The sequence below is a fragment of the Pseudoalteromonas sp. SA25 genome (genome assembly GCF_011378705.1).
GTDB classification, from domain to species: Bacteria; Pseudomonadota; Gammaproteobacteria; order Enterobacterales; family Alteromonadaceae; genus Pseudoalteromonas; species Pseudoalteromonas arctica.
The window spans coordinates 40,157-66,227 of record NZ_WTKV01000027.1 but is presented as its reverse complement, the minus strand read 5'-3'; the positions used below and the strand labels follow the sequence as shown (position 1 = coordinate 66,227).

Annotated in this window: 14 protein-coding genes; 11 read left to right on the top strand and 3 right to left on the bottom strand. The window is 39.1% G+C overall.

Features of this window, described 5'->3' with window-relative positions; all coding sequences use genetic code 11:
• The first annotated feature begins 94 nt into the window (after window positions 1–94).
• Together GQR45_RS18485 and sohB are read left to right on the top strand one after the other, a co-directional pair.
• The gene (locus GQR45_RS18485; RefSeq protein ID WP_165725782.1) at window positions 95–1,420 is read left to right on the top strand and encodes an IS4 family transposase; all 1,326 of its coding nucleotides are present in this window, start codon (window positions 95–97) and stop codon (window positions 1,418–1,420) included.
• Window positions 1,421–1,502: 82 nt separating this feature from the next.
• Window positions 1,503–2,519 (top strand): protease SohB, encoded by a 1,017-nt coding sequence (gene sohB / locus GQR45_RS18480; RefSeq protein ID WP_007582588.1) that lies wholly within the window; start codon window positions 1,503–1,505, stop codon window positions 2,517–2,519.
• A gap of 97 nt (window positions 2,520–2,616) precedes the next feature.
• On the opposite strand, the gene GQR45_RS18475 is transcribed toward sohB, so the two are convergent.
• Entirely contained in the window at window positions 2,617–3,951 is a 1,335-nt protein-coding gene (locus GQR45_RS18475; protein WP_007582590.1) for a dicarboxylate/amino acid:cation symporter, read from the bottom strand.
• A gap of 193 nt (window positions 3,952–4,144) precedes the next feature.
• On the opposite strand from GQR45_RS18475, the gene GQR45_RS18470 reads away from it, so the two are divergent.
• Both GQR45_RS18470 and topA read left to right on the top strand, forming a co-directional pair.
• Window positions 4,145–7,237 (top strand): hypothetical protein, encoded by a 3,093-nt coding sequence (locus tag GQR45_RS18470; protein ID WP_165726693.1) that lies wholly within the window; start codon window positions 4,145–4,147, stop codon window positions 7,235–7,237.
• 258 nt (window positions 7,238–7,495) lie between these two features.
• On the top strand, window positions 7,496–10,204 hold the full coding sequence (gene topA / locus GQR45_RS18465) for a type I DNA topoisomerase (RefSeq protein WP_024592543.1): 2,709 nt from the start codon (window positions 7,496–7,498) through the stop codon (window positions 10,202–10,204).
• Between the two features lie 316 nt (window positions 10,205–10,520).
• Here the strand turns inward: topA and GQR45_RS18460 are convergent, their stop codons facing one another.
• The gene (locus GQR45_RS18460; RefSeq protein ID WP_165726692.1) at window positions 10,521–10,763 is read right to left on the bottom strand and encodes a hypothetical protein; all 243 of its coding nucleotides are present in this window, start codon (window positions 10,761–10,763) and stop codon (window positions 10,521–10,523) included.
• 240 nt (window positions 10,764–11,003) lie between these two features.
• On the opposite strand from GQR45_RS18460, the gene GQR45_RS18455 reads away from it, so the two are divergent.
• Entirely contained in the window at window positions 11,004–11,549 is a 546-nt protein-coding gene (locus GQR45_RS18455; RefSeq protein ID WP_007582598.1) for a TIGR00645 family protein, read from the top strand.
• A 92-nt stretch (window positions 11,550–11,641) separates the two neighbouring features.
• Here the strand turns inward: GQR45_RS18455 and GQR45_RS18450 are convergent, their stop codons facing one another.
• A complete protein-coding gene (locus tag GQR45_RS18450; protein ID WP_165726691.1) occupies window positions 11,642–13,264 on the bottom strand; it encodes an alpha-glucosidase family protein in 1,623 nt (540 codons plus the stop codon).
• Between the two features lie 662 nt (window positions 13,265–13,926).
• Between GQR45_RS18450 and GQR45_RS18445 the strand changes: the two genes are divergently transcribed.
• The 6 genes from GQR45_RS18445 to GQR45_RS18420 all read left to right on the top strand — a co-directional run bounded on the left by GQR45_RS18445 (window position 13,927) and on the right by GQR45_RS18420 (window position 26,053).
• A complete protein-coding gene (locus GQR45_RS18445; protein WP_165726690.1) occupies window positions 13,927–16,710 on the top strand; it encodes a TonB-dependent receptor in 2,784 nt (927 codons plus the stop codon).
• Window positions 16,711–16,842: 132 nt separating this feature from the next.
• On the top strand, window positions 16,843–18,333 hold the full coding sequence (locus GQR45_RS18440) for a tryptophan halogenase family protein (protein WP_165726689.1): 1,491 nt from the start codon (window positions 16,843–16,845) through the stop codon (window positions 18,331–18,333).
• Window positions 18,334–18,335: 2 nt separating this feature from the next.
• A complete protein-coding gene (locus tag GQR45_RS18435) occupies window positions 18,336–20,186 on the top strand; it encodes a glycoside hydrolase family 13 protein (RefSeq protein ID WP_165726688.1) in 1,851 nt (616 codons plus the stop codon).
• A 90-nt stretch (window positions 20,187–20,276) separates the two neighbouring features.
• Window positions 20,277–22,136, top strand: a complete 1,860-nt coding sequence (locus GQR45_RS18430; RefSeq protein ID WP_165726687.1) for an alpha-amylase family glycosyl hydrolase — start codon at window positions 20,277–20,279, stop codon at window positions 22,134–22,136.
• Window positions 22,129–23,634, top strand: coding sequence for an MFS transporter (locus GQR45_RS18425; RefSeq protein WP_165726686.1), 1,506 nt, complete (start codon window positions 22,129–22,131; stop codon window positions 23,632–23,634). The genes GQR45_RS18430 and GQR45_RS18425 overlap by 8 nt, the downstream gene beginning before the upstream one ends.
• A 10-nt stretch (window positions 23,635–23,644) precedes the next feature.
• Window positions 23,645–26,053: a glucan 1,4-alpha-glucosidase gene (locus GQR45_RS18420; protein ID WP_165726685.1), complete on the top strand. Its 2,409-nt coding sequence runs from the start codon at window positions 23,645–23,647 to the stop codon at window positions 26,051–26,053.
• Window positions 26,054–26,071 lie beyond the last annotated feature (18 nt).

Below are 26,071 nucleotides of genomic sequence, written 5' to 3'. Positions count from 1 at the left end.
TAACACCGATCAGTTAAGGTATTTTTGATCGGTTGACCGATCTTTTGGTTGCTTCACAATACCCTTATCATCTTTTGATTATGAGGGTATTTTTATGCTTAGTCATTGGTTACTTGATACGGATATATTCGCCACTCCTGACTCTTTATCTACATTTCAGAAACATATCCCTCTTGAGTGGATTTCTAATGTGCTCGAACAGACCGATAAAGCAAGTATTCGCAAACGTAAGTTACCTGCTGAGCTTGTCGTCTGGCTTATCATTGCAATGGGTCTTTTTCGCGACCGCTCTATTAGTGACGTTGTTGAGAAGTTAGATTTAACACTCACTGATACCCTGGGCGATACGGTTGCTCCAAGTGCTATTCCTCAAGCGAGACAGCGCCTGAGTAGCGACCCCCTCCAAGCCTTATTTCACCTATGTGCAGCCCATTGGACACAAGAAGAAGATGCTGATGATACGTGGTATGGACTCCGGTTATTTTCTGTCGATGGAACGCAATTTCGTGCACCCGATACACCAGCTCTTGCTGAGCACTTTCACTATATTAAGCACAGTAAAAACCGTCATACAGAATATCCTATTGTACGCCTATGCGCCTTAAGCTCCTTGCGTAGCCGGTTGATACACCACGTTGCCTTCGGGCCCAGTTATCAAGGTGAGGTGAACTACGCAAAGCAGTTATTTGGTCATGTAAGTGATAACAGTCTAACTATTTTTGACCGATGTTATCTCAGCGCTGAGCTACTGATTAATTGGCGTAAGCAACACCCACAGTCGCACTGGATGGTCCCGATTAAAAGCAACACGCAATACACCGTCATTGAATCTTACTCTGAGCATGACTTCAAAGTAGAGATGAGTGTATCTGCGCATGCCAGAAAACAAGACCCTTCGCTTCCTGAGTGCTGGCAGGCCAGACTGGTTCTTTATCCTGAGCCAATGGGGCCTGGAAAAATAAAAGGTCTGCTGTGCTCTTTGGATGATAAACAGGCTTTTGGTGCACAGGCCATTCTTGATGTCTATTTCGAGCGCTGGGAAATTGAAAATAGCTATGGAGAAATAAAACACCAGATGCTTGAGGATAGTATTCTTTTGCGTAGTCAGACTGTGGATGGAGTCAATCAAGAGCTATGGGGTATATTGCTAGCCTACAATTTAATTCGAGTAGAGATAAGTCGAATAGCCAAAGAGGCTAAAGTCTCCCCGCTGAGAATTAGTTTTGTCATGGCTTTGCGGGATATACAGGATGAAATACTCTGGTGTGCCATCGCTTCGCCAGGTTCAATTCCAAAGAAATTAAGGGCAATGCGAGAACGAGTGAAACGTTATATTCTTCCAGAAAAAAGAAAACGGCCCAAAAGTAGGACCGTTCGAATTTCAAAAACTCGGTACACCATTAAGTCAAAGCATGCTTAACTGAATGGTGTTAACTGAAAAGTGGCTTTTTTTTGCTTTAAAGCATGCTAAATTAGCTGAAATTTATAAATGGAGAAACCAGTTGGAATTTTTATACGAATACGGTTTGTTTTTTGCTAAAACAGTTACTTTTGTTATCGCTATAGCAGTTATTTTAATGCTAATAGTTGGCGCTGCAGTTAAGCCAAAGGCCAAAAAAGGTGAAATACAAATTGACGATATATCAGAGCAGTTAGTTGAACTTAAAGAAAGTTTTTTACAAAATACGTTGGGTAAAAAAGAGCTTAAAGCGCATCAAAAACAGCTTAAATCAAAAAGTAAAAAAGCAGATAAAGATGAGCCTAAACCTCGTTTATATGTAATTGATTTTGTGGGTAGTATGGACGCTCACGAAGTAGAAAGCTTACGAGAAGAAATAACGGCCATTATCTCTATTGCCGATCCAAGTAAAGACAAAGTACTTATTCGTTTAGAAAGTGGTGGCGGTGTTGTACATGGCTACGGACTTGCTGCATCTCAGTTACAGCGTATTAAAAGTGCGGGTATTCCTCTGAGTGTTGCAATTGATAAAGTGGCAGCAAGTGGTGGTTACATGATGGCGTGTGTCGCGGACGAGATACTTGCAGCGCCTTTTGCAATAGTTGGATCTATTGGTGTGATAGCTCAAATACCTAACTTTAATAAAATATTAAAGAAAAATGATGTTGAATTTGAGCAAATAACAGCAGGTGAATTTAAACGCACACTTACTTTATTTGGTGAAAACACAGATAAGGCCCGTGAAAAATTTCGTGAAGAAATTGAACAAACACATGATTTATTTAAAACGTTTGTAAGCACTCAACGTCCAAGCTTAGATATAAACTTAGTTGCGACAGGTGAGCATTGGTTTGCAACTCAAGCGATTGATAAAGGCTTGGTAGATGTTATAAAAACAAGTGATGATGCATTGCTAGAGCAGCAACATGAGCGTCAAATTTATAAGATTAAATACAAAGTTAAAAAAGGGCTGAGCGATAAGCTAGCTCTTGGCTTGAGTAGTGGTGTAAATAAAGTGGGAATAAACTTACTTTCTAAGTTTAAGTCGTTAAATCCTTAGATTAGAATCTTTTTCAGGATTCAGTTTAATTATTTTTACTCGAAAAAAAACCTTGATGGATTGCATCAAGGTTTTTTTATAGCTATATAAATGTAGCTTATGAATCAATAGATTTATGATAATCTTCTAAGTCTTTAGCTGCATTAGGGTCGTTAAAGATGCTCTCATCTAGCTCACCTTCAGACTTGGCAACAACACAGGTAACCATACAATCGCCGGTTACATTAACTGCTGTACGTGTCATATCAAGTAATCTATCTACACCGATAATAATTGCAATCCCTTCTACAGGTAAGCCAACTTGGTTAAGTACCATTGCCAGCATTATTAAACCAACACCAGGTACGCCTGCTGTACCTACAGAGGCAAGTGTTGCTGTTAATATAACCATTAAATAATCAGATATTGTCAAATCGACACTAAACACTTGTGCAATGAACACGGTAGCCACACCTTGCATGATGGCAGTGCCATCCATGTTAATGGTAGCACCCAGTGGGATAGTAAATGAGGCAACCGAGTTATTAGCACCTAACTTTTTAGTAGCAGTTTCAAGTGTAATAGGCATAGTTGCGCTTGAGCTCGAGGTACTAAATGCAAATAAGCATGTGTGCTTCATTTTTGCTAAGAAAATAAGCGGGTTTAAGCCCGTTAATATTTTTAAAAGCAATGTGTAGTTTACAAAAGCATGTAATAACAGTGCAAGCACTACAACGCCAAAGTACTTCGCTAAGCTCACAATTAAGTTAAGCTCAATTGTTGTAAACAGTTTTGCCATTAAAAAGAACACGCCATAAGGGGCAATATTCATTAAAAGCGTAACTAGTTTTAAAATCACAGTGTTTAAATCTTCAAATACGGTAGCAACACGTTTTCCTGCTTTACCACTTAATGCCATTGCTACACCAAATAAAAGTGCAAACACAATAACTTGAAGCATATTGCCTTTGGCCATTGCTTCAAAAGGATTTGTAGGAAACATATCTATAATTACACGTGCAAGGGTAGGTGCTTCTTTAGCATCGTAGGTTGCATTAGATGGCAAGCTTATACCTTCACCAGGGCTAAATAATAAGGCAAGTGTAATCGCCACTGTTATAGCAATAGCTGTAGTTAATAAATATAAACCAATAGATTTACCACCTAGGCGGCCTAGTTTTTTAGGGTCGCTTAAGCTACAGGTACCACAAACAAGCGATACAAAAACAAGAGGCACAACTAACATTTTCAAGCTGGCAATGAATATTTGACCACCAACATGGAAAATACCATCAACAAAAAAGGCTTTAATTGGCAAAGAGAATAACCCAAGTGGTATTAGATAATCGTCTTCACCAGCTAATATAGCCTGAAATATAAAACCTACTGTAACCCCAAGCGCCATACCAATCATGATGCGAGTGGTTAAACTCATTGAACGGATTTTTGACATATTCCCTGATCTACATTTTATAAATTTGCCATAGACTACCAGCAAGGAAATATTTACTACAGAAAAAGTTAGTATTTATTTAAAAATATTTTGCACAAAAAAGTAATAAAAAACTGTGATTTTAGACTAAGTTATAGGTTAATATTAAGTGTAAATTAATTTTAATTATAATAACAACGCTAGGGAGAGGTTCATGCCTTTAATGCGACTGCTCGGCATTTCATTGCTAAGTTTTTTACTCACAGCCTGTGGTGGCGGTGGGTCACTTGAAAAAGACGGCTCTATAAGTGACGATAGTGGAACTGACCCCGAAGTAAGCAGTGTTTATGTTTTGGAAATAACACTCGTTGATCAATCAGGTCTAGTTTTTACAGATGCTAATCCTGTTAGTAAAGATAATAAAGGTGTTGTAACTGCGACTTTAACAAGTAATGGCGAACCTTTAACGTCACAGTTAGTTACTTTTACGACTGAATTTACAGGTAAAATAACGCCTGAATTGGGTACTGCGCTTACAAATGAAACAGGTCAGGCTGTTGTTAGTTTGAGTAGCGGTGATTTTAAAGGTGCAGGAGAAATCACTGCAACTTATATTGGTAATGATTCAACTGTTACAAAAACGCTAGGTTTTATATCAAACGGTGACGACGCTTCGACTGAAGAAGCTGTCGTGGATGTTGATATTAAATTACTACAAGGTTGTGCTGATGGTTGGGATAATGACAGAAACCTTGTATCACTTGAACAAACATATACGGCTTCTGGTTGTACTGTTGTTAATCAATTCTCTTCAGACGAATTAATTGATGTGCTAGTTAAAGTCACAGACACGAGCTCTGGTGATGGTTTCGTTGGTATTATTAGCGAAATTTCTACAGACTTAGGCAGTTTATTACCTGTATCTGGTAAAGCTTTAACAGATAACTTTGGTTTTGCAATACTTAAACTTCAACCTGGTGCTAATAGCGGAGCAGGTGAAATCACTGCGACATCTAAATCAATATCTAATCAAAAAGCTTTTGAAATTTCTACAGCTGATTTGCAAGTTAATATTAGTAATGGTTTATTTAATTTACTAGATGCGAACGGTGACCCTGTTGCAGATGAATACCAACCATTAGCGGCAGGTGCAACAACTGTAATTACTGTTGAAATCTTAGATAGCAATTTTTCTCCAGTTACAACAACGTTAGACGTTGAATTTACCTCAAACTGTACACAAGCTGGTTTATCTATAATGGATGCAACGGCAAAAAGTATTAGCGGTATCGCTACTGCAACGTATCGGACTGATGGTTGTAGTGCATCGCTGGGTGATACGGTTACTGCTACAGTATTAACTGGTGGCACACCGGTTATTAAATCTATTAATATTCCAGTTTCTATTGCTGAAGTAGAATCTATAGAATTTATAGATGCAACACAAAATGTTATTGCACTTAAAGGTACTGGCGGTCAAGCACGCTCTGAAACGTCTGAAGTTACCTTTAAATTAAAAGATAAAATTGGTAAATCTGTTGTTAGTAACAGAATGGATTTTCGTTTAAGTTCCACTAATGGTGGAATAAGCTTATCTCACTCTAGTGTGTTTACAGATGCTGAAGGTTTAGCTCGTGTGCAAGTTAATGCAGGTTTTGTTCCAATGGCAGTTCGAGTGCAAGCTTGTTATATTCCTCAAAGCCAAATTCCTGAAAATCAAAATGATGATATTACTTGTTGGCAAGATGTTTATTTAGAGTGTCAAAAAGATGCTTCACAAAGAAGTGACAATGTTTTATGCCCTACTACGGGCGAACTTTCTTTGGTGTCACTTGATGAGCAAGTTGTTACGGTATCTGACTTAATTTCAATTAGCTCTGGTCTTCCTGATGGTAATAGTTTTACTGCAGGTGCAGAGACTATAAACATAGAGGCCCTTGATTACATTGGTGATACTAATGAGATTTCAGTTTACTTAGCTGATCACTTTAATAACCCAGTGCCAGATGGAACAGCTGTTTATTTGACTACAGAGGGGGGTACCGTTGGTACTTTAGATGGTACGGCATTTAATTCACAGCTCGAATGTAATACTGTTGATGGTGCATGTAATGCACAATGGCGTAATCAAAACCCAAAACCGTTTACAGAGGCTAAATGGGGAAATCAAATTGATTCGATAAACCCTAAAACAAACCTAATAAATTGTGACTTGTATTTCAACACCGCAGCACCTTGTATTAATGGGATTCTTAGCGCAGCAGACGATGTTGTTAATGGTGTGCCTTTAGGGGGTCGTGTAACGGTGCTTGCTACTGCCAAAGGTCAAGAATCATTTATTGATATAAATGGTAATGGGTTCTTTGACACCAACGAATTCTATAGTGGTTATGACTTACCTGAAGCGTTTGTAGATCATAATGAAAATGGGGTTTATGACGGTTTAGCGGGTATTTATAACCCAGTTGCAGCGACAATTACTAAAGAAGCTAGTTTTTGCCAAGAAGGTAATTTGACTGACCCTTGTAGTCCTGAAAATACTAATGGCGGTCATTTTGAAGAGAACTTTGATATTGATTTGAACGGTATGCACACCTTAGCTGATGGTAAATACAATGGTTTATTATGTACAGAAGATGCAACTAACCCAGCTGATGATGATACCTTTGCTAGCCTGTGTACAAAAGATCTAATAGACGTAAGAGAGTCATTTCAAATAATACTATCAGGTAGTGCTGTTTATAGTCGTTTTGTTGTTTTAAAAACAGAGCTTGAAATCCAGCTTCGAAAATATCTAAATGAGGTTGAATTAGATGAGGACGGTAATGAGATTCTAGATCTTGATGGCAATACAATCCCAACAGCTAATGCGGCTCAATTAGCTTTAGATATAAATAGCTGTAATTCAATTTATGAAAAAGCTGATAGTCCAGATACGAGTGATATAGTTGCTAGATTAGAGCCGACAGCAAGCGCTGAATACTGTGATTTAGGTCAGATTGATATATCTACAAGTGAAGGAAATGAACTTGAAGCATTATCTTTTGAGGTATATTACTCTGATCGCTATAACAATCCTATTCCTTCTGGGACTGATATTACTATTAGCACTGATAATGGTAAGTACAGTGGTACGGATGGATTTGCAATGTTAGAAAGTGCAAATACGAATGCACATTCAGTTGCTTTATCCATAAGCCGTGAAACAGATCCAAACGATAGTACTAGTGGGTTCCTATCAGTGAAATTTACGACCCCTAAAGATGTTGAAACAACAGCAAGTTTAGCTGTTAAAGATGATGGCTAAGGTTTTTTATTCTAATATTTTAAAAATGCCAACCTTTAGGTTGGCATTTTTGTTTCTGTTCTATATATTCCACATCAATTAATCTAAAAACACTAGTTTGTTTAATTTAACGACAAAAATTGTTCGTTTATTCAGTAAATACTGAAAAGTTTGTATTAAAAGCTTGTAACAACTAGTGTTTGTAGATATACCTATAAATATTCGCGCCGCTTATGTCGGCAAAACACATTTTTAATATTTGGTTAGAAATAGGCAACTATGGGCAAATCGCTAGTAATTGTAGAGTCTCCTGCTAAGGCTAAAACAATTAATAAATATTTAGGTAATGACTTCATCGTAAAGTCCAGTATTGGGCATGTACGAGATTTACCTACTTCAGGTTCGAGCAAAGCTAAAGTGCCGGCAACTAAAACGCCAGCAGAAGTTCGTAAAATGGAACCTGAAGAGAAAGCAGCGTATAAAAAGCAACGAGATTATACAAACTTAGTCGCGCGTATGGGTATAGACCCAAACCAAGGCTGGGATCCGCATTACGAAATACTGCCTGGTAAAGAAAAAGTTGTTCAAGAATTACAAAAGCTGGCTGAAAATGCAGACCAAATATATCTCGCAACGGATTTGGATAGAGAAGGGGAAGCAATTGCTTGGCACCTTCAAGAAATCATTGGTGGTGATCCTGCTAAGTATAAGCGCGTAGTTTTTAACGAAATTACTAAAAACGCAATACAGCAAGCGTTTGAAACACCTGGCGAGCTTAATACTGATATGGTTTATGCTCAGCAAACACGTCGCTTTTTAGATCGTGTTGTTGGCTTTATGGTATCACCTTTGTTGTGGGCTAAAGTGGCCCGTGGACTTTCTGCAGGACGAGTTCAGTCTGTTGCGGTACGTTTATTAGTAGAGCGTGAGCGTGAAATTAAGGCGTTTATCCCTGAAGAATTTTGGGATATTCACGCTGACGTTAAAAATACTGAGTCTGAGTTACGTTTAGAAGTAGCCAAACAAGCAGGAAAGCCTTTTAAGCCTGTAAATGAAGCTCAGGCTAGCGCAGCGGTTAAAAGCCTTGAGAATGCAGAATACAAAGTAATTAGCGTTGAAGAAAAACCAAGTAAAAGTCGCCCAAGTGCGCCATTAATTACTTCAACCATGCAGCAAGCAGCAAGCACACGTTTAGGTTATGGTGTTAAAAAGACCATGATGCTTGCTCAGCGTTTGTATGAAGGCGGTTATATTACGTATATGCGTACCGATTCAACTAATCTTTCAAAAGATGCCGTTGAAATGTGTCGTGAGTATGTAACAAACGAATTTGGTGCTAAATACTTACCAAAAGATCCAATTAGCTACAGCTCTAAAGGCAATGCACAAGAAGCGCATGAGGCAATACGTCCTTCAAGCGTTACCGTGTTATCTGGTCATGTTGAAGGTGTAGACGCCGATGCTAAAAAGCTGTACGAGCTAATTTGGCGTCAATTTGTAGCGTGCCAAATGGTACCTGCTGAATACGATTTAACAACACTAACTGTTGCAGCTAACGACTTCCAGCTTAAAGCGAAAGGCCGTGTGCTCCGCTTTGATGGTTGGACAAAAGTACAACCTGCAATACGTAAGAAAAACGAAGAAGATCAATCACTACCGGCTGTTAAAGAAGGTGAAGTCCTTACTTTAATCGAACTTGATCCTAAGCAACATTTTACTAAACCGCCAGCGCGCTTTAGTGAAGCAAGTTTAGTAAAAGAGCTTGAAAAACGCGGTATTGGTCGTCCATCTACTTATGCGTCAATTATATCAACGATTCAAGATCGTGGTTATGTACGTGTAGAAAACCGCCGTTTCTTTGCTGAAAAAATGGGTGAAATAGTTACCGATCGCTTGGTTGAAAATTTCACTGATTTAATGAACTTTGATTTTACAGCTAAAATGGAAGGCCGTTTAGATGATATCGCTGAAGGCGAGCGTGTATGGACTCAAGTTCTAGATAAGTTTTATGCTGATTTTTCAACGCAATTAACTGTTGCTAAAGACGAGCCAGAGAACGGTGGCATGCGTCTTAACGAGATGGTTGAAACCGATATTGAATGTCCTACGTGTAGCCGAAAAATGGGTATACGAACGGCATCAACTGGTGTTTTCCTAGGGTGTACTGGTTACAGCCTTCCGCCAAAAGAGCGTTGTACTACAACAATGAACTTGGTGTCGGGTGATGAAGCAGTTGCAGCTGATGTAGAAGATGTAGAAACTGAAAAGTTAATGCAGATGAAGCGTTGTCCTATTTGTGAAACTGCAATGGATTCATACCTAATCGACGAAACCCGTAAATTACATGTGTGTGGTAATAACCCGGCATGTAAAGGGCATATAGTTGAAGAAGGTACCTTTAAAATTAAAGGCTATGACGGACCAATTATCGAATGTGATAAATGTGGCTCTGACATGGAACTTAAATCGGGTCGTTTTGGTAAGTATTTTGGCTGTAATAATGACGAGTGTAAAAACACACGTAAACTACTTAAAAGCGGCGAAGCTGCTCCACCAAAAGAAGACCCTGTTCACATTACTGAATTAGAGTGTGAAAAGTCAGATGCGTATTTTGTATTACGTGATGGCGCCGCTGGTATATTTTTAGCTGCAAATACTTTTCCTAAGTCTCGTGAAACACGTGCACCTAAGGTAGAAGAGTTAAAACGCTTTAGAGACCGTATCTCGCCTAAGTTTTATTACTTAGCAGATGCACCTGCTAAAGATCCTGATGGTAATCTTGCTGTTGTACGCTACAGCCGTAAAAATAAAGCTCAGTATGTTATGACTGAAGTTGACGGTAAAGCTACTGGGTGGACTGCTCATTATGAAGCAGGTAAATGGACAGAAGAAGCGAAGAAAAAGGCAGCACCTAAAAAGAAAGCTGCAGCAAAAAAGGCACCAGCTAAAGCAAAGCCTAAAGCGAAAGCTAAAAAAGAAGATGAATAAGCACGTTATCGCTTATTCATAACTTTTTATAGGTTTTAAAAAACCATAAAAAAACCGGAACGCACAGCTTGTGTCTATTCCGGTTTTTTTGTGCCTAGTTAAATATTTTCGCAACGGCTTTATTAGCAGTACATTCAACTAAGCGTATTAGAGATACCAATTTTATTAAAAAATGGTCATTATATTGCACTAAATAACCCACTCACTGCGTTAAAAAACATTCATATAAAACAACTATATGTCATGCTATTTCACTTGCTATTGAGCTGTTTTCTTAGCGCTAAAATAGATCACTAATTTAATGCAATTGGTATGATTAAATCTTAACAGAAGATACTTTTTTATAGCCTTCAGATTCAAGCTCATCATTTACGCATTTTAATACGTAGGCATTTAGCTCTTCATTGCTTACGTCATCATCTTTAGCCCAGTTAACACACATTTCTGTGTATTCTTTTACCATTTCGGCTGAAGCTGTTGGCGCATCGTCTGCTACCGCGTAAGTCGCAGATACAACAAATAGTGGAGCTACGATTAATGCTAGCAATGCTTTTTTCATTCGTTTATTCCTAAAAAAATGGTGTGATGACTGATTTACCCAGTTTAAGATTAGGTTTAAACCAGTAGTGCCCAATCCAGAACAACTCTGTTGGTATACTGATTTTTAAACGAAAACGAAATAAAAGATAACGAAATTTTTTTATCGTGAGGATGAGTAATTTACTTGTCAGGATTTCGCAGCATTGTGTTGCAGTGGTTTATAAGCTAAGGTCGCTTTTTTTAATTAAAAGACAAATCAATGTCATCACACACCCCTAATAAAAAACCACGCCAAGCTAATAAAGTAGAGCATGCATTAGAATCTTTTATTTTTAAAGGGCGTTGGCTACTAGCCCCATTTTTTGTGGGTTTACTATTTGCAGTTGTACTGTTGTTAATAAAGTTTTTTAAGCAGCTTTATTTAATGGGTATTGCGACATTTACAGCAACAAATCAAGAGTTACTTGTCGGTATTCTAACTTTAGTTGATACGGCATTATTAGCGGGGTTATTGCTGATCATTACATTTAGCGGTTACGAGAACTTTGTTTCTAAGCTTAATATTGATAATCATGAAGACAGACCATCTTGGATGGGAAAGGTTGGTTTTTCAGGTCTAAAGATGAAATTAATAAGTGCGATAGTCGCTATTTCTGCTGTTGAGTTATTAAAAGTATTTATAAACTCAGGCGCATATCCAAGTGATGAGCTACTTTGGAAAGTAACTATTCATGTCACGTTTGTAATGTCAGGCGTTTTATTTGCTTTAACTGACTACTTAAACAGTAAAACCCAAAGTCATTAGAAAAATTAAATGCACAAAAAAGCCCAAGTAATTTACTTGGGCTTTTTATGTTTAGAGCTTAGCTGTAATATTAAGTGTAATTATTGATGTCATTAACACTTTGCATAAAAGCAAGCGAAAGGCTCAAGCGTAAGTGTGTCTTGGCTTAATTTTGCGCTGTGGTGGCTAAGCTCATTGTATTCTTTAACGATTGATGTTGGCATATCAATACTTGTTTGTTGAGAGCTTAGATTAAATATGCACAGCATTTTTTGCGGTCCAAGCGTTCTATAAAAAGCAAGCACAGGCTCAGGCGTTTCAATAAACTCAATATCACCCTCAAGTAAAACAGTTTGGCTCTTGCGCCACGCCATAAACTCACGATAGGCGTTTAAAATTGAGTTGCTATCATTAGTTTGCACAGCGACTGATTGCTGTTTGTGTGCATCATCAACAGGTAGCCAAGGTTTTACGTCACTAAAACTCGCATGAGGTGAATCAGCTTGCTCCCAAGGCATTGGCGTTCTACAGCCATCACGCCCTTTAAAGTTAGGCCAAAATGTAATGCCATATGGGTCTTGTAAGTCTTCAAAGGCAACACTTGCTTCACCTAAACCTAATTCTTCACCTTGGTACATACATACACTGCCACGAAGGGAGGCAAGTAGGGCGGTTAGCATTTTACATTGCTGAGGGTTTATTTCGCCATTTTCGCTCCAGCGACTTGCTACGCGCTCTACATCATGGTTGCTAAATGCCCAACACGGCCAACCCTCAGTCATACGTTGTTCAAGAGTTTGAACCGTAGTTCTAATATATTCACTTGAATAATCATTTGTTAAGAGCTCAAAGCTATATCCCATGTGCAGCTTATCGCCACCTTGGGTGTACTGCGCCATTGTCGCCAATGAATCCTCTGATGAGATTTCGCCAAGCGATACAGTACCTGGGTATTTATTAAGTAATGTGCGAATGTCTTGCATAAACTCAATATTTTCTGGCTGAGTGTTGTTGTAGTAATGATACTGAAATGCGTATGGGTTATCTTCACTAAAACCACGACCCTGGCGCTTATCTTTTGGTTTAGCTGGGTTATCGCGAAGTTGTGCATCGTGATAACAAAAGTTAATAGCATCTAATCTAAAGCCATCAACGCCTTTTTTAAGCCAAAACTCTACGTTATCAAGTACAGCTTGTCTTACGTCAGGATTATGAAAGTTTAAATCGGGTTGTTCGGTTAAAAAGTTATGTAAATAATATTGCCCACGGCGAGGTTCCCACTGCCACGCGCCACCACCAAAAATAGACAGCCAATTATTAGGTGCTGTGCCGTCATCTTTAGCTTCAGCCCAAACATACCAATCCGCTTTATCGTTATTTTGATTTTCGCGGCTATCTGTAAACCATTGGTGTTGATCTGATGTATGGCTTAGTACTTGGTCAATTATAATTTTAATGTTGCGATCATGGGCTTGGCTAATAAGTTCATCAAAATCGTTTAAATCACCAAAAAGCGGGTCAATGTCACGGTAGTCACTAATATCGTAGCCAAAGTCTTTCATCGGCGATTTGAAAAAAGGTGAAATCCAAATTGCATCAACGCCTAAGCTTTTAATGTAATCAATACGATTAATAATCCCTTTTAAGTCACCAATACCATCGTTGTTGCTATCTTGAAAGCTACGCGGATAAACTTGATAAATAACCGCACCTTTATACCACTGCTTTTGGGTCATGCTTTTCTCCGTCATTCCACACAGTATTTAGACTATTCTTTATTGTGATTACGATTAATCACGTTATTTTCAAAAAGCATACGTGAAGCCTTTAATTCTGTAAAAAGTCTGCATACGTATGCACTAAAAATAATGCAATAAAATTATTTAAAATAAGCGCTTAGCGCCTCTTTGGCGGTGTTCGTTTTGTGTGTTTAATGTTTACCAATTATGTTATTCATTCATTTTTTAGTTAAATTTAACCTAACAGTTTGTACTATAAAGGAAATATACCCTTGGTTTTACTAAAAATGGTCTGACCAATTTAACACTTAGTGAATGTGCAATTGTTTAAACGTTATATAACAGCGCTAATTAATTTCATCTTGTTTACATTCAAGTAGGAAGGCTATTAGTTTTCTACAGAATAGATTTAATCTGCCATACTCTTTCAGTGTTTTTTGTTTTGTTTATTTTTAATTAAATCATATAGTTAAAATTATATGTGTGTAATTTATGTTAATGTTAGGCTATATTGAGATTGTTGAATACGTATGCATAAAGTTGTTAATAAAATAAATCTGGCGTTAATATTCATCCTGACAACAAAATTAGCTCGCCTTGTTTAACTATCACTTAAACATTGAACGCGGGTATCACAATATGGGTAACGGGAAAACATTATGTCTATGTTCAAACCAAGTATATTAACTTTGGCATTAACAGCTGCAGGCTTATCAAGCTTTGCTACACAGGCTGCTCAAGAAGATACAATAAAAAAAGATGATGTAGAAGTTATCGAAGTTAAAGGCTTTCGTGGCAGTGTGGTTGAGTCTATTAACACAAAACGCTTCTCTACACAGGTTGTAGAATCTATATCGGCTGAAGACATTGGCAAATTGCCAGATTCTTCAATTGCTGAATCGATTGCGCGTTTACCCGGTTTAACCGCCCAGCGCTTAGACGGGCGAGCAAGTCGTGTCTCTATTCGTGGTTTTGGCGAGAATGAAAGTGGCACAACGTTTAACGGTCGTGAGCAGGTATCGATTGGTGATAACCGCGGCGTAGAGTTTGACCTTTACCCATCAGAAATAATGAGCGGTGTAACTGTTTATAAAACGCCAAATGCAAGTATTGATGCTGAAGGTATTGCCGGTGTTATTAATATGCAAACCGTGCGCCCTTTAAGTAAAGGCGAGCGTGTTGTGCAAGTAAATGGGCAGTATGAGCAAACCAGCTTTGGTAAATTAAATCCAGACGGTAATGATGACGGCTATCGAGGCACTATCTCATACATTGATCAGTTTGCTGACGATACAATTGGCGTTGCATTTGCTTTAAATACAATGAGTTCACCAAATCAAGAAAAACGTTGGAACTCGTGGGGCTACCCAGAATTCACCGAAAATGGTAACGATTATTCAATTTTAGGCGGCGCTAAACCATTTGTACGTTCATCAACCCTTGAGCGTGATTCGGCAATGCTTGTTTTAGAAGCCGCCCCTACAGACAAATTAAACATGACGTTTGATGCATTATATGTAGATTTTACAGATGAAAAAATTCTACGCGGTATTGAAATTCCATTTGCATGGGGTCAAGGTAGTATTGATGCAAATAGTGTTGTAGTTGATGAAGCATCTGGCTTTATAACAAGTGCAGTAACACAAGGCCAACGTGTAGTAGTTCGAAACGATTATGAAGAACGCGAAGCGGAACTTACAGCTTTTGGTTTTAATACTAAATATGATATTGACGATTCGTGGTCAGTAGAGTTTGATGCAAGTTATTCACAAGTAGACCGTAAAATCTGGAGTGTTGAGAGCTACTCAGGTACAGGGCGTGGTGATGCTCGCGGTGTTGCAGATAACTTAGGTTATACATTTAATGGTGGAAATACCGGCGCAAGTTTTACTCATGACTTAGATTATAGCGATTATGGTTTAATACAGTTAGGTGGCCCGCTATCGTGGGGTGCAAGCTCTGCACTTAACGATAAATATGGTTTAACTGGTACTGAGTATGAAAACCAAGCGCAAGATGGTTTTATTAATGCACCGACCATTGAAGATGAGCTATCAACATTAAAAATAGCGGCTTCAAAGGTATTAGAAAACGAGTACATAAGTTCTATTGAATTTGGTATGTCTTACAAAGAACGTGAGAAAACAAAAGATTCAGAAGGTTACTTTATGACGTTATCTAGCTTTTCGCTTGATAACCCAGGCATGCTTAATGTGCCAGAACAGTACCGTAACGGAAGTGTTGATTTAGGTTTTATAGGCATGGGCGATATGATTGCTTATGACGTAAATGGCTTAGTTAACGACGGTTATTACGACTTACTGGCAGAGAGCTTAACAAATACAAGTCATGCGACTAAATCGTGGACTGTAAAAGAAGAAATTACTTCTGCATTTGTTCAAGCTAATATTAATGCTGAAGTAAGCGGCCTTGCATTAACGGGTAACGTGGGCGTGCGTTATGTACAAACTGATCAATCATCACAAGGTAATGCATTTAGTACTGTTGATGGTGTGGTTGTTACATCACCTACAAACATAAGTCATGATTACTCGCACGTATTACCTAGCTTAAACTTGTCACTTGCGATTGATGAGCAGCAAACGATACGTTTTGGTGCTGCTAAAACAATTTCTCGTGCACGCTTAGATGAAATGAATTCATCAGTTAATGCTTCATATAATCAAACACCTGATGAAAATGGCAACTATTGGTCTGTATCGGGTGGTAACCCAAATTTAGAACCTAAAGAAGCAACCGGCTACGATTTTACTTACGAGAATTACTTTAGCGATGAAGGTTACTTCTCTGCTGCGTTTTTCTATAAAGATTTAACTCAGTGGATTTTTGACGGCACGTACGCAATTGATATGTCAGGCGTAGCTGACCCTTCAACAGGTGAAGTTCCTGCAACATCATCAGGTACAGGCAGCGGTAAAATAAATGGCGGCGGTGGCGATTTATATGGTTACGAGCTTTCACTGGCGTTACCATTTAAAATATTCCATCCATCTCTTGAAGGTTTTGGTTTAATTGCCAGCCATACTGGTATTGAGTCTGATATTGAAGATCAAAACGGTAACGATTACGAGCTACCAGGTCTTTCGGATAAAATTCAAAGCTTAACAGTTTACTACGAAATGCATGGTATGCAATTACGTACCAGTATGCGCAAACGCAGTGCCTTTAAAGGTGATGTATATGGTTTAGGTTTTAACACTGAACAAGTTGATATTTCAGGTGAAACTATTTGGGATGTTCAAGCAGGTTATGACTTCTCTGAGGCCGGTATTGAAAGCCTTGAAGGTTTATCTGTTCAGTTTCAAGTACAAAACTTAACTGAAGAACCGTTTACGTCACTTTCTGGCGATAATGCTCTACAAGTACGTGACTACCAAGATTACGGTCGTACTTACTTGTTAGGCTTTAGTTACAAGCTATAATAAAAGTTGTGTGTAGAAGCCCTTGTGATTTGTTTTACAAGGGCTTTTTTATAGCTAGTTTATCAAACACTGATTAATACCAATTCGCTTAATTAAGTTTATTGAGCGCTGTATTAAAGCGTGGGCAATAATATGAAACCAATAAAACATGTCGTAATTGCAGGCGGTGGTACCGCAGGGTGGATAACAGCAGCACTGCTTAATAAAGTGTTAGGTAAAGTAATTAATATCACACTAATAGAATCATCAGCTATTGGTACGGTAGGAGTGGGTGAAGCAACGATACCGCCCATTATTCAACTTAATAACGCGCTGGGTATAAACGAGCAAGATTTTATTAATGCCACTAATGCTTCAATAAAATTAGGTATAGAGTTCGAAAACTGGAAAACGCCAGGGCATAGCTACATGCATGCGTTTGGCTCGTTAGGTAAAGATTTTCCCTTTTGCGATTTTTATAACTTTTGGTTAAAAGGTCAAATTACGGGTTGCGAAGACGACTTATGGGATTTTTCACTCAATTACCAAGCGGCTAAACAGCATAAATTTGCACCCCTCAATACAATTCCTAATACCCAACTACCTGGGCTGAGTTACGCATATCATTTTGATGCGACGCTTTACGCTGAATACTTAAAAAAGTTGGCTATATCGCGCGGTGTTAAACACATAGATGCAAAAATAAGCCACATTGAACAATGCGATACAGGCAATGTTAAAAGCCTAGCACTGGATAACGACAGTCAAATTAGTGGGGATTTATTTATAGATTGCACCGGGCTGCGTGCACTATTAATTGAACAAACACTAAATACAGGGTTTATTGATTGGTCTCATTACTTACCATGCGATAGTGCAGTAGCCGTACAAACAAAAAGTACTCATGAGCTTAAGCCCTATACGCGATCTATTGCACATAGTGCTGGTTGGCAATGGCAAATACCACTGCAAAATCGTATTGGTAATGGCCTTGTTTATTGCAGTAGATACTTGTCAGATGATGATGCTAAGCAGTTACTGCTAAAAAGCTTACCCGCTGAGCCAATTACAGAGCCCCGTATTATAAAATTCAAAACAGGTCGGCGTTTAAAGCAATGGCATAAAAATGTGGTGTCGGTTGGCCTCTCAAGTGGTTTTTTAGAGCCGCTAGAGTCAACCAGTATTCATTTAATTCAAACTGCGGTTACGCGTTTAATTAAGCTATTTCCACACAACGGTATTAGCGATGCGTTAGTAACGGAGTTTAATAAACAAAGCGTTATTGAATTAGAGCACATACGTGATTTTATTATTTTGCATTATAAACTCACCGAGCGAGAAGACTCCCCGTTTTGGCGTCAATGCATGCAAATGGATATACCAAATTCCCTTACCCATAAACTGAATTTATTTAAACACACAGGCAAAGTAATACGTGAAGATGATGAACTATTCGCCGAAGTTGCTTGGCAGCAAGTCATGATAGGGCAAGGGCTTATCCCTGATGACTATAACAGTATTGTTGATTCACTAAGTGATGATCAACTGAGCGATTTATTCTCTACTTTAAAAACGTTGATCAGCTCAACTGTAACGCAGTTACCAACTCACCAGAATTTTTTAGCCAGCATTAAAAAGGTATAACAATGCGATTTTTAAACACACTTTTACTAGTAAGCGCATGTAGCTTACCAAGCTTTAGTTATGCACTTAATGTAGAGCCTGCCAATTGGTGGGTAGGCATGAATAAAAATAACATTACAGTACTCGTGCATGAGCAAAATATAGCTAACGAAGAATTTAAATTAGATAAGTATAAAGGGGTTGAACTTAATAACGTAACACGTACCGACAACCCTAATTATGCTTTCCTACATTTAAATATTAGCGATAACGCAAAAGCAGGAACGCTCAAGTTTAACAGCACTAATACAGCGCATAGCTTTGAGTTTCCTTTATTTACCCGAGATAAAAATAGCGCGCAACGCCAAGGTTTCACAAGTGCAGATGCTTTATATTTAATTAACCCAGATCGCTTTGTAAATGGCGACTCCACAAATGACACCGTTAAAAGCATGCTAGAAGCTGCAAACCCAGGTTTTAAAGGCGGGCGACATGGAGGGGATATTCAAGGTGTGATTAACGCATTACCGTATTTAAATAATTTAGGTGTAACACAGCTTTGGCTTACTCCAGTGCTTGAAAACAACATGCCAGATTACTCTTATCATGGTTACGCGATTACAGACTTTTACAACGTTGATCCGCGAATGGGATCAAATAATTTATACAAAACGTTATCAATAAAGGCTAAAGAGCAGGGCATTGGGCTTGTTATGGATATGGTGCTTAATCACTTTGGTGCTGAGCACCCGTGGATGAAGGATAAACCAACTCAAGATTGGATTAACTTTAATGGGCAGTTTGAAAGTGGCAAAAATGCCACAAGCCATGCGCGCCAAACAATTCAAGATCCACACGCAAGTAACTACGATAAACGCCAGTTTAGCGATGGTTGGTTTGTCGCTAGCATGCCCGATTTAAACCAGCGCCAACCATTATTAAATGAGTATTTAATTCAAAATGCAATTTGGTGGATTGAATACGCAGATTTAAGCGGTATTCGTGTAGATACCTATTCTTATTCAGATAAAGTGTTTTTAAGTGATTGGACCAAGGCCATTATGGATGAATACCCACACTTTAATATTGTTGGCGAAGAGTGGACTTCAAACCCTGCAATAGCGTCGTATTGGCAGCGCGGTAAAGTAAATCGAGATGGGTATGTGTCAAGCTTACCCAGTGTGATGGACTTTTCGTTGCAAGAGGCGGTAATTAGAGCTTTAAATGAAGACGAGGGTTGGAGTACAGGCTGGGTTAAAGTATATCAGTCATTAGCTAACGATTTTTTATACCCAGACACCAATAATATTATGGTGTTTGCTGATAACCACGATATGAGCCGTGTATATACGGAGCTTGGGCAAGACTTAGCTAAAACTAAAATGGCGATGACTTTGTTTTTAACAACGCGCGGCATTGCTCAAATATATTATGGAACCGAAATATTATTGGATAATACGCCGAGTAAAGATCATGGTGATATACGCATTGATTTTCCTGGTGGGTTCGAAAATCAAAACGCTAATGCGTTTACTGGAGTCGGGTTAAGTAAAGATCAGCGCGATATGCATGAAACTATAAGCACGCTACTTAACTTTAGAAAGCAAAGCCCGGCGCTTGCAAAGGGTAAGCTCGTTCATTTCAGTCCGAACAATGGTGTTTATAGTTATGCTCGCGTTAGTGATACGCAAACAGTATTGGTTTTTATGAATAAAAACAAAGTAACACAAAAGCATAATCTTGATTACATGCAAGAAGCCATACCAAAAAATGCCAATGCGCAGGTATTATTCACACAACACACTTTTAAACTAACTAACAGTATTAACTTAGAGCCAATGACTGCTACGGTATTAGTGATTAATACGCCGTGAATGTTTAAGTGAATACGTATGCAGCAACTGTATGCTTGCTGCAGATATCTTTAGTATAAAGCTATAACACTACTGACAAAAAGACACACAATGAAAAAATCAGTTTATGTACCCGCATTACTGTGTAGCGCACTTATAACAAGTGCGTGCTCAGACAATAATGAAACCGAACAACAGCAAGCCCCTAAACAGGCACAAAATGAGTTAACAAAGCCTGTTGTATACCAAGTATTTACACGCTTATTTGGTAACACACAGACCGCGAATGTGCCCTGGGGTACAAAAGAGCAAAATGGCGTAGGTAAATTTGCCGACTTTAACGATGCTGCACTTAAAGGTATTAAAGAATTGGGTACGACCCATGTTTGGTATACCGGTGTTTTACATCATGCGCTAGTGGGCGATTATACCGAGTATGGGATTACGCAAGACGACCCTGATGTAGTTAAAGGCCGTGCAGGTTCACCTTATGCAATAAAAGATTACTACGACGTAAACCCAGATTTAGCCATAAATGTGACCAATAGAATGGGTGAGTTTAGTGATCTGATTGAGCGCACTCATGAGCATGGCATGAAAGTGGTTATAGATATTGTACCTAACCATGTGGCTCGTAATTATAAATCAGTAGCAAAACCAAAGGGAATAAAAGACTTTGGTGAGCAAGACGACACCAGCAAAGAGTACGACAAAAATAATAACTTTTACTATGTCCCGGGTCAGTCTTTTCAGGTTCCAACATCACAAAGCTATACAGTTTTAGGGGGTAATACTCACCCTTTAGCTGACGGTTTTTTTGATGAAACGCCAGCGATATGGACGGGGAATGGTGCGCGTGCACCCAAGCCAGATATTAACGATTGGTACGAAACCGTAAGAGTGAATTATGGCGTTAAGCCTGATGGCAGCTATGACTTTCCTGTATTACCTAAAGAGCTAGAAAACCAAGATTATCGCGCTCATTATGCGTTTTGGCAAAATAAAGAGCTTCCTAATAGTTGGTATAAATTTAGAGACATCACTTTGTACTGGCTTGATAAAGGCGTAGATGGCTTTAGGTACGATATGGCCGAAATGGTGCCGGTTGAATTTTGGAGCTTTTTAAATTCATCAATAAAAATGCAAAAGCCCGATGCGTTTTTATTGGCTGAAGTTTACAACCCACAAATGTACAGAGCGTATATTCAGCAAGGAAAAATGGATTACTTGTATGACAAAGTCGGCTTTTACGACACATTAAAAGCCATTATGCAGGGTAAGCAAGCGGCTAATACTATTTTTGCAGCCCAAAGCCAAGTGGCTGATATTGAAGCGCACATGCTGCACTTTTTAGAAAATCACGACGAACAACGCATTGCTAGCCCTGATTTTGCAGGTGATGCACGCTGGGGGAAACCAGCAATGGTCGTTTCTAGCTTAATGAGTCGCGCACCTACTTTATTATATTTTGCCCAAGATGTGGGGGAGGACGGATCTGAAAACGCAGGTTTTGGCACATCTACTCGCACCAGCATTTTTGACTATATTGGTGTACCAGCGCATCAAGCATGGATGAACAACGGAAAATTCGACGGCGCTAACTTATCGAGCGAGCAAGCATCACTTCGTGATTATTATAAATCAATAATGGCTCTTAATCGTTTACCCGCTGTTGTAGGTGGAACCATGTCAGAGCTTTCACTTAGCAATAGCGAACGCGTTGTTGGTTTTGTACGCTCGCTGGGACAGCAATCTGTTTATGTTTTTAGTAATTTTAGTGAGGAGCCACAAACGGTATTAATTAATTTAACACCAGAGCAAGCAAATACCTTTGAGCGAAATAAACCGCTACACGACTTACTTGAACAAAACACGGTAAAGATCATCACTGACAAAGAAGTTACAAAGCTTATGCTTTCGCTAGATGCATTTAGTAGCGCAGTTTTAACTAATAAGGCTAATCATGAATAATCAAAATAATAATTATGACAGCAACAAACCAAATCTAAGTTTTTGGCAAATATGGAATATGTGCTTTGGCTTTTTAGGTATTCAATTTGGTTTTGCACTACAAAACGGCAATGTGAGCCGTATTTTTCAAACCCTAGGCGCACAAGTGGATGATATTCCTATTTTATGGGTTGCAGCACCGCTAACGGGCTTAATAGTGCAACCAATAATTGGTTATTGGAGTGATAAAACATGGGGGCGTTTTGGTCGTCGTCGTCCATTCTTTTTCATAGGGGCGGTACTTACTACTATCTCACTCTTTATCATGCCGCATTCACCAACTCTTTGGATTGCTGCAGGTATGTTATGGATTATGGATGCCTCAATCAATGTCACTATGGAACCTTTTAGAGCACTTGTAGGCGATAACCTGCCAGAAAAACAACGTGCTACGGGCTATGGCTTGCAAAGCTTTTTTATTGGTATTGGTGCGGTATTAGCCTCAGCGCTACCATGGATGATGACCAATTGGTTTGACGTAAGTAATACCGCTGCGCCAGGGCAAATCCCTGAATCTGTTAAATATTCATTTTATTGGGGTGGAGTCGTATTGCTAGTCGCAGTTCTTTGGACAGTTATGCGAACCAAAGAATATAGCCCTGAGCAATTAGCTGCTTTTGAAAACCACACTGCCAAACCGACTAACACCGCATTAGTAGATATCAACTTCAATAAAGGTGCCATTATTTTTGTGGTACTAGGTTTAGCAACCCTTGCATTAGTAATGGGTTTATCGCTTGAAAAAGAGTTATACCTACTTGCTGGTGGCTTACTAGCGTTTGGTATTGTGCAGTGGATTGCAGCAGCGCTTAAAAGTGCTAACAAAACTCGAGGTGGTTTTTACCAAGTAGTACAAGATGTATTTACCATGCCAGAAGCCATGAAGCAGCTTGCATGGGTGCAGTTTTTTAGCTGGTTTACGTTATTTGCCATGTGGATTTATACCACAGCCGCAGTAACAAGCTTTCATTACGGCAGCAGTGATGCAACAAGTAAAGCCTTTAACGATGGGGCTGATTGGGTCGGTATTTTATTTGCAGCTTACAATGGCTTTGCAGCTATTGCCGCTATGTGTATTCCATTTTTAGTTAAAAAAATGGGCTTAAAAGGCGCACATTGCTTTAACTTATTACTAGGCGCATTGGGCCTTGCGAGCTTTATGTTTATAACAGATCCAAAAATGCTCCTTATTCCAATGATAGGCGTTGGCTTTGCATGGGCTTCTATTTTATCGCTTCCTTATGCAATGTTAAGTAACGCACTACCGAGTAATAAAATGGGCGTGTATATGGGGATTTTTAACTTCTTTATTGTTATACCGCAATTGCTTGCTGCTAGTATTTTAGGGCTTATTTTACGCCACGTATTTTCTAACCAGCCTATTTACGCATTATTAATTGGTGCTGCATCATTCGTTGTTGCTGCGATTGCTGTAATGCGCGTTAAAAATTCAAACTAAGGGTCACACAATGAAAAAATATAACCTTATTACTACCGCTCTTTTAACTTTGGGCTTAACAGCCTGTGGTGCACAAAATACGAATAACGAAAATATTGACGCTACAGTTTCAGCAGCTCCTGGCGCACCAGGTGTTGAACCATTTTGGGCTTACGCGGGTAAAACCGGAATTGGTACTTCTTTTGAGCAATACCAAAACGGCCAATATAATAACAACGCTGCGACAGGTGAAGTATCAAAAGTATGGTTTTCAATTGCCAAAGGTATGATCACCGAAACTATGTTTGGACTCATTCACCAAGCTCAAATTAAAGATATGCAGTTTGTAGTAACCGGTAAAGATTTTACAGTCACTGAAGCTGACGACTTAGACGTTACAATTGATTACTTACATAAAGACGATAAAGGCAGACCACTATCGCTTGCTTACAAAGTAACAAGTACAGATAAGAAAGGGCGTTTTACCCTCGAAAAACACATATTCACCGACCCTGACGGACAAACATTGTTTGTACGCAGTATTTTTAATACATCACTTAAAGGCGTGAAAGCGTATGTTGCTGTTAATCCTTATATAAACAACAACGGCTTAGGTGATTTTGCAAAAACCACTGAGCAAGGCTTAGTAGCATGGGAAGATGATAATTTTTTAACGTTGCAATCATCTACGTCATTCAAAATGCAAAGTGTAGGCTTTACAGGTGTGAGCGATGGCATCACCTCACTTAAAAAACAACACACACTAAGCAAAAAATATTCAAACACAGGCGATAAGGCCGGTAACGTCACTCTGCTGGCAGAGCTTGGTACTATCGATAGTAATACCACATTTGATTTAGCACTAAGCTTTGGTAAAACGCAGCAGCAAAGCCAGCAACAAGGTGCACAGAGCTTATCTAAAGGTTATCAAAATGTGCTTGATGCCTACAACGGTAAAGGTGAAGCGCTAGGCTGGGAAGATTATTTACAAAGCCTTGAGCCATTAAATACAATGGTTAAGCAAACAGCCGATGACGGTAAGCTACTTTATACCAGTGCAATGGTACTAAAAGCGCAAGAAGACAAAACTAATGCAGGTGCGCTCATTGCCTCACTTTCTAATCCTTGGGGTGAAACTGTTTCAGCCAAAGAGGGTTCGACTGGTTACAAAGCGGTATGGGTTCGTGATTTTTATCAAGTAGCGATGGCATTTATGGCCTTAGGCGATACAGCGACAGCAAAAACGGCCTTCGAATACCTTGAAAAAGTACAAGTTACTAGTAAAACCCCGGGTAACAATGGTGATACAGGATGGTTTTTACAAAAAACACATGTTGACGGTGAACTTGAATGGGTAGGGGTACAGCTAGATCAAACGGCTATGCCAATTATGCTCGCGTGGAAGTTACATCAAGCAAACGTACTAAGTGATAACGAACTTAAAGATTGGTACGCACGCATGCTAAAACCGGCAGCTGACTTTTTAGTTGATGGCGGAAGAGCTAAAATTTTATGGAACAACATGCAAATCACTCCACCTGCAACACAGCAAGAGCGCTGGGAAGAGCAAAGTGGTTATTCTCCCTCTACAACGGCTGCCGTTGTTGCTGGCCTTATAACAGCCAGTGACATAGCAACACTCAGTGGTGATACTCAAAATGCAGATCGTTATTTAGCAACGGCTAAAAAGTACAACAGTGATATAGAATCGCAAATGTTTACCACCGAAGGTAATTTAAAAGGTGATAGCACCGATGGCGAGTATTTTATTCGTATAGGTCAAGACACCGACGCTAACTCTAATACTAAAATTAACGCCAACAATGGCCGTGAAGGTTTTAACAAAAAGCAGATTTTAGACGGTGGTTTTTTAGAATTAGTCCGCTATGGAGTAAGAAGTGCCAACGATTCAAGTATAGTTAAAACCCTGCCTGAGTATGACGACGAAACGCTTGAAGATAACTTACAAGTTAAATACAGCTTTAACTTTACCGATGGTAGCGGCACATTTGCAGGCTATCGCCGTTATGGCAACGACGGTTACGGCGAAGATGAAACCACAGGTACTAATTACGCCGAAAGTGGGAGCAACACGCCAGGCCAACGTGGTCGTGTATGGCCATTTTTTACAGGCGAACGCGGACACTATGAAATAGCGGCCGCAAACGCAAATAATACGCTAGATGATGCAAAACAAGCGGACATTAAAAATAGCTACGTAAAAGGCTTAGAGCAGTTTGCCAATAGCGGCATGATGCTACCTGAGCAGGTATGGGATGGCGTTGGCGTAAATAAAGCAGGTTATGCGTTAGGCGAGGGCACAAACTCAGCAACACCTCTAGCTTGGACACACGCAGAATACATCAAGCTTGTACGCTCACTCAGTGATAAACAAGTTTGGGATTATTACCCTGTGGTTGCCGAATCGCTTAAAGACTAATATAAAGCATGCTGTAGT

Coding starts and splice junctions, on each gene's coding strand:
- GQR45_RS18420 (WP_165726685.1), top strand. CDS start 23,645: ATGAAAAAATATAACCTTATTACTACCGCTCTTTTAACTTTGGGCTTA.
- GQR45_RS18425 (WP_165726686.1), top strand. CDS start 22,129: ATGAATAATCAAAATAATAATTATGACAGCAACAAACCAAATCTAAGT.
- GQR45_RS18460 (WP_165726692.1), bottom strand. CDS start 10,763: ATGAAAAAAGCATTGCTAGCATTAATCGTAGCTCCACTATTTGTTGTA.
- GQR45_RS18455 (WP_007582598.1), top strand. CDS start 11,004: ATGTCATCACACACCCCTAATAAAAAACCACGCCAAGCTAATAAAGTA.
- GQR45_RS18435 (WP_165726688.1), top strand. CDS start 18,336: ATGCGATTTTTAAACACACTTTTACTAGTAAGCGCATGTAGCTTACCA.
- GQR45_RS18440 (WP_165726689.1), top strand. CDS start 16,843: ATGAAACCAATAAAACATGTCGTAATTGCAGGCGGTGGTACCGCAGGG.
- GQR45_RS18470 (WP_165726693.1), top strand. CDS start 4,145: ATGCCTTTAATGCGACTGCTCGGCATTTCATTGCTAAGTTTTTTACTC.
- GQR45_RS18485 (WP_165725782.1), top strand. CDS start 95: ATGCTTAGTCATTGGTTACTTGATACGGATATATTCGCCACTCCTGAC.
- GQR45_RS18430 (WP_165726687.1), top strand. CDS start 20,277: ATGAAAAAATCAGTTTATGTACCCGCATTACTGTGTAGCGCACTTATA.
- topA (WP_024592543.1), top strand. CDS start 7,496: ATGGGCAAATCGCTAGTAATTGTAGAGTCTCCTGCTAAGGCTAAAACA.
- GQR45_RS18450 (WP_165726691.1), bottom strand. CDS start 13,264: ATGACCCAAAAGCAGTGGTATAAAGGTGCGGTTATTTATCAAGTTTAT.
- GQR45_RS18445 (WP_165726690.1), top strand. CDS start 13,927: ATGTCTATGTTCAAACCAAGTATATTAACTTTGGCATTAACAGCTGCA.
- GQR45_RS18475 (WP_007582590.1), bottom strand. CDS start 3,951: ATGTCAAAAATCCGTTCAATGAGTTTAACCACTCGCATCATGATTGGT.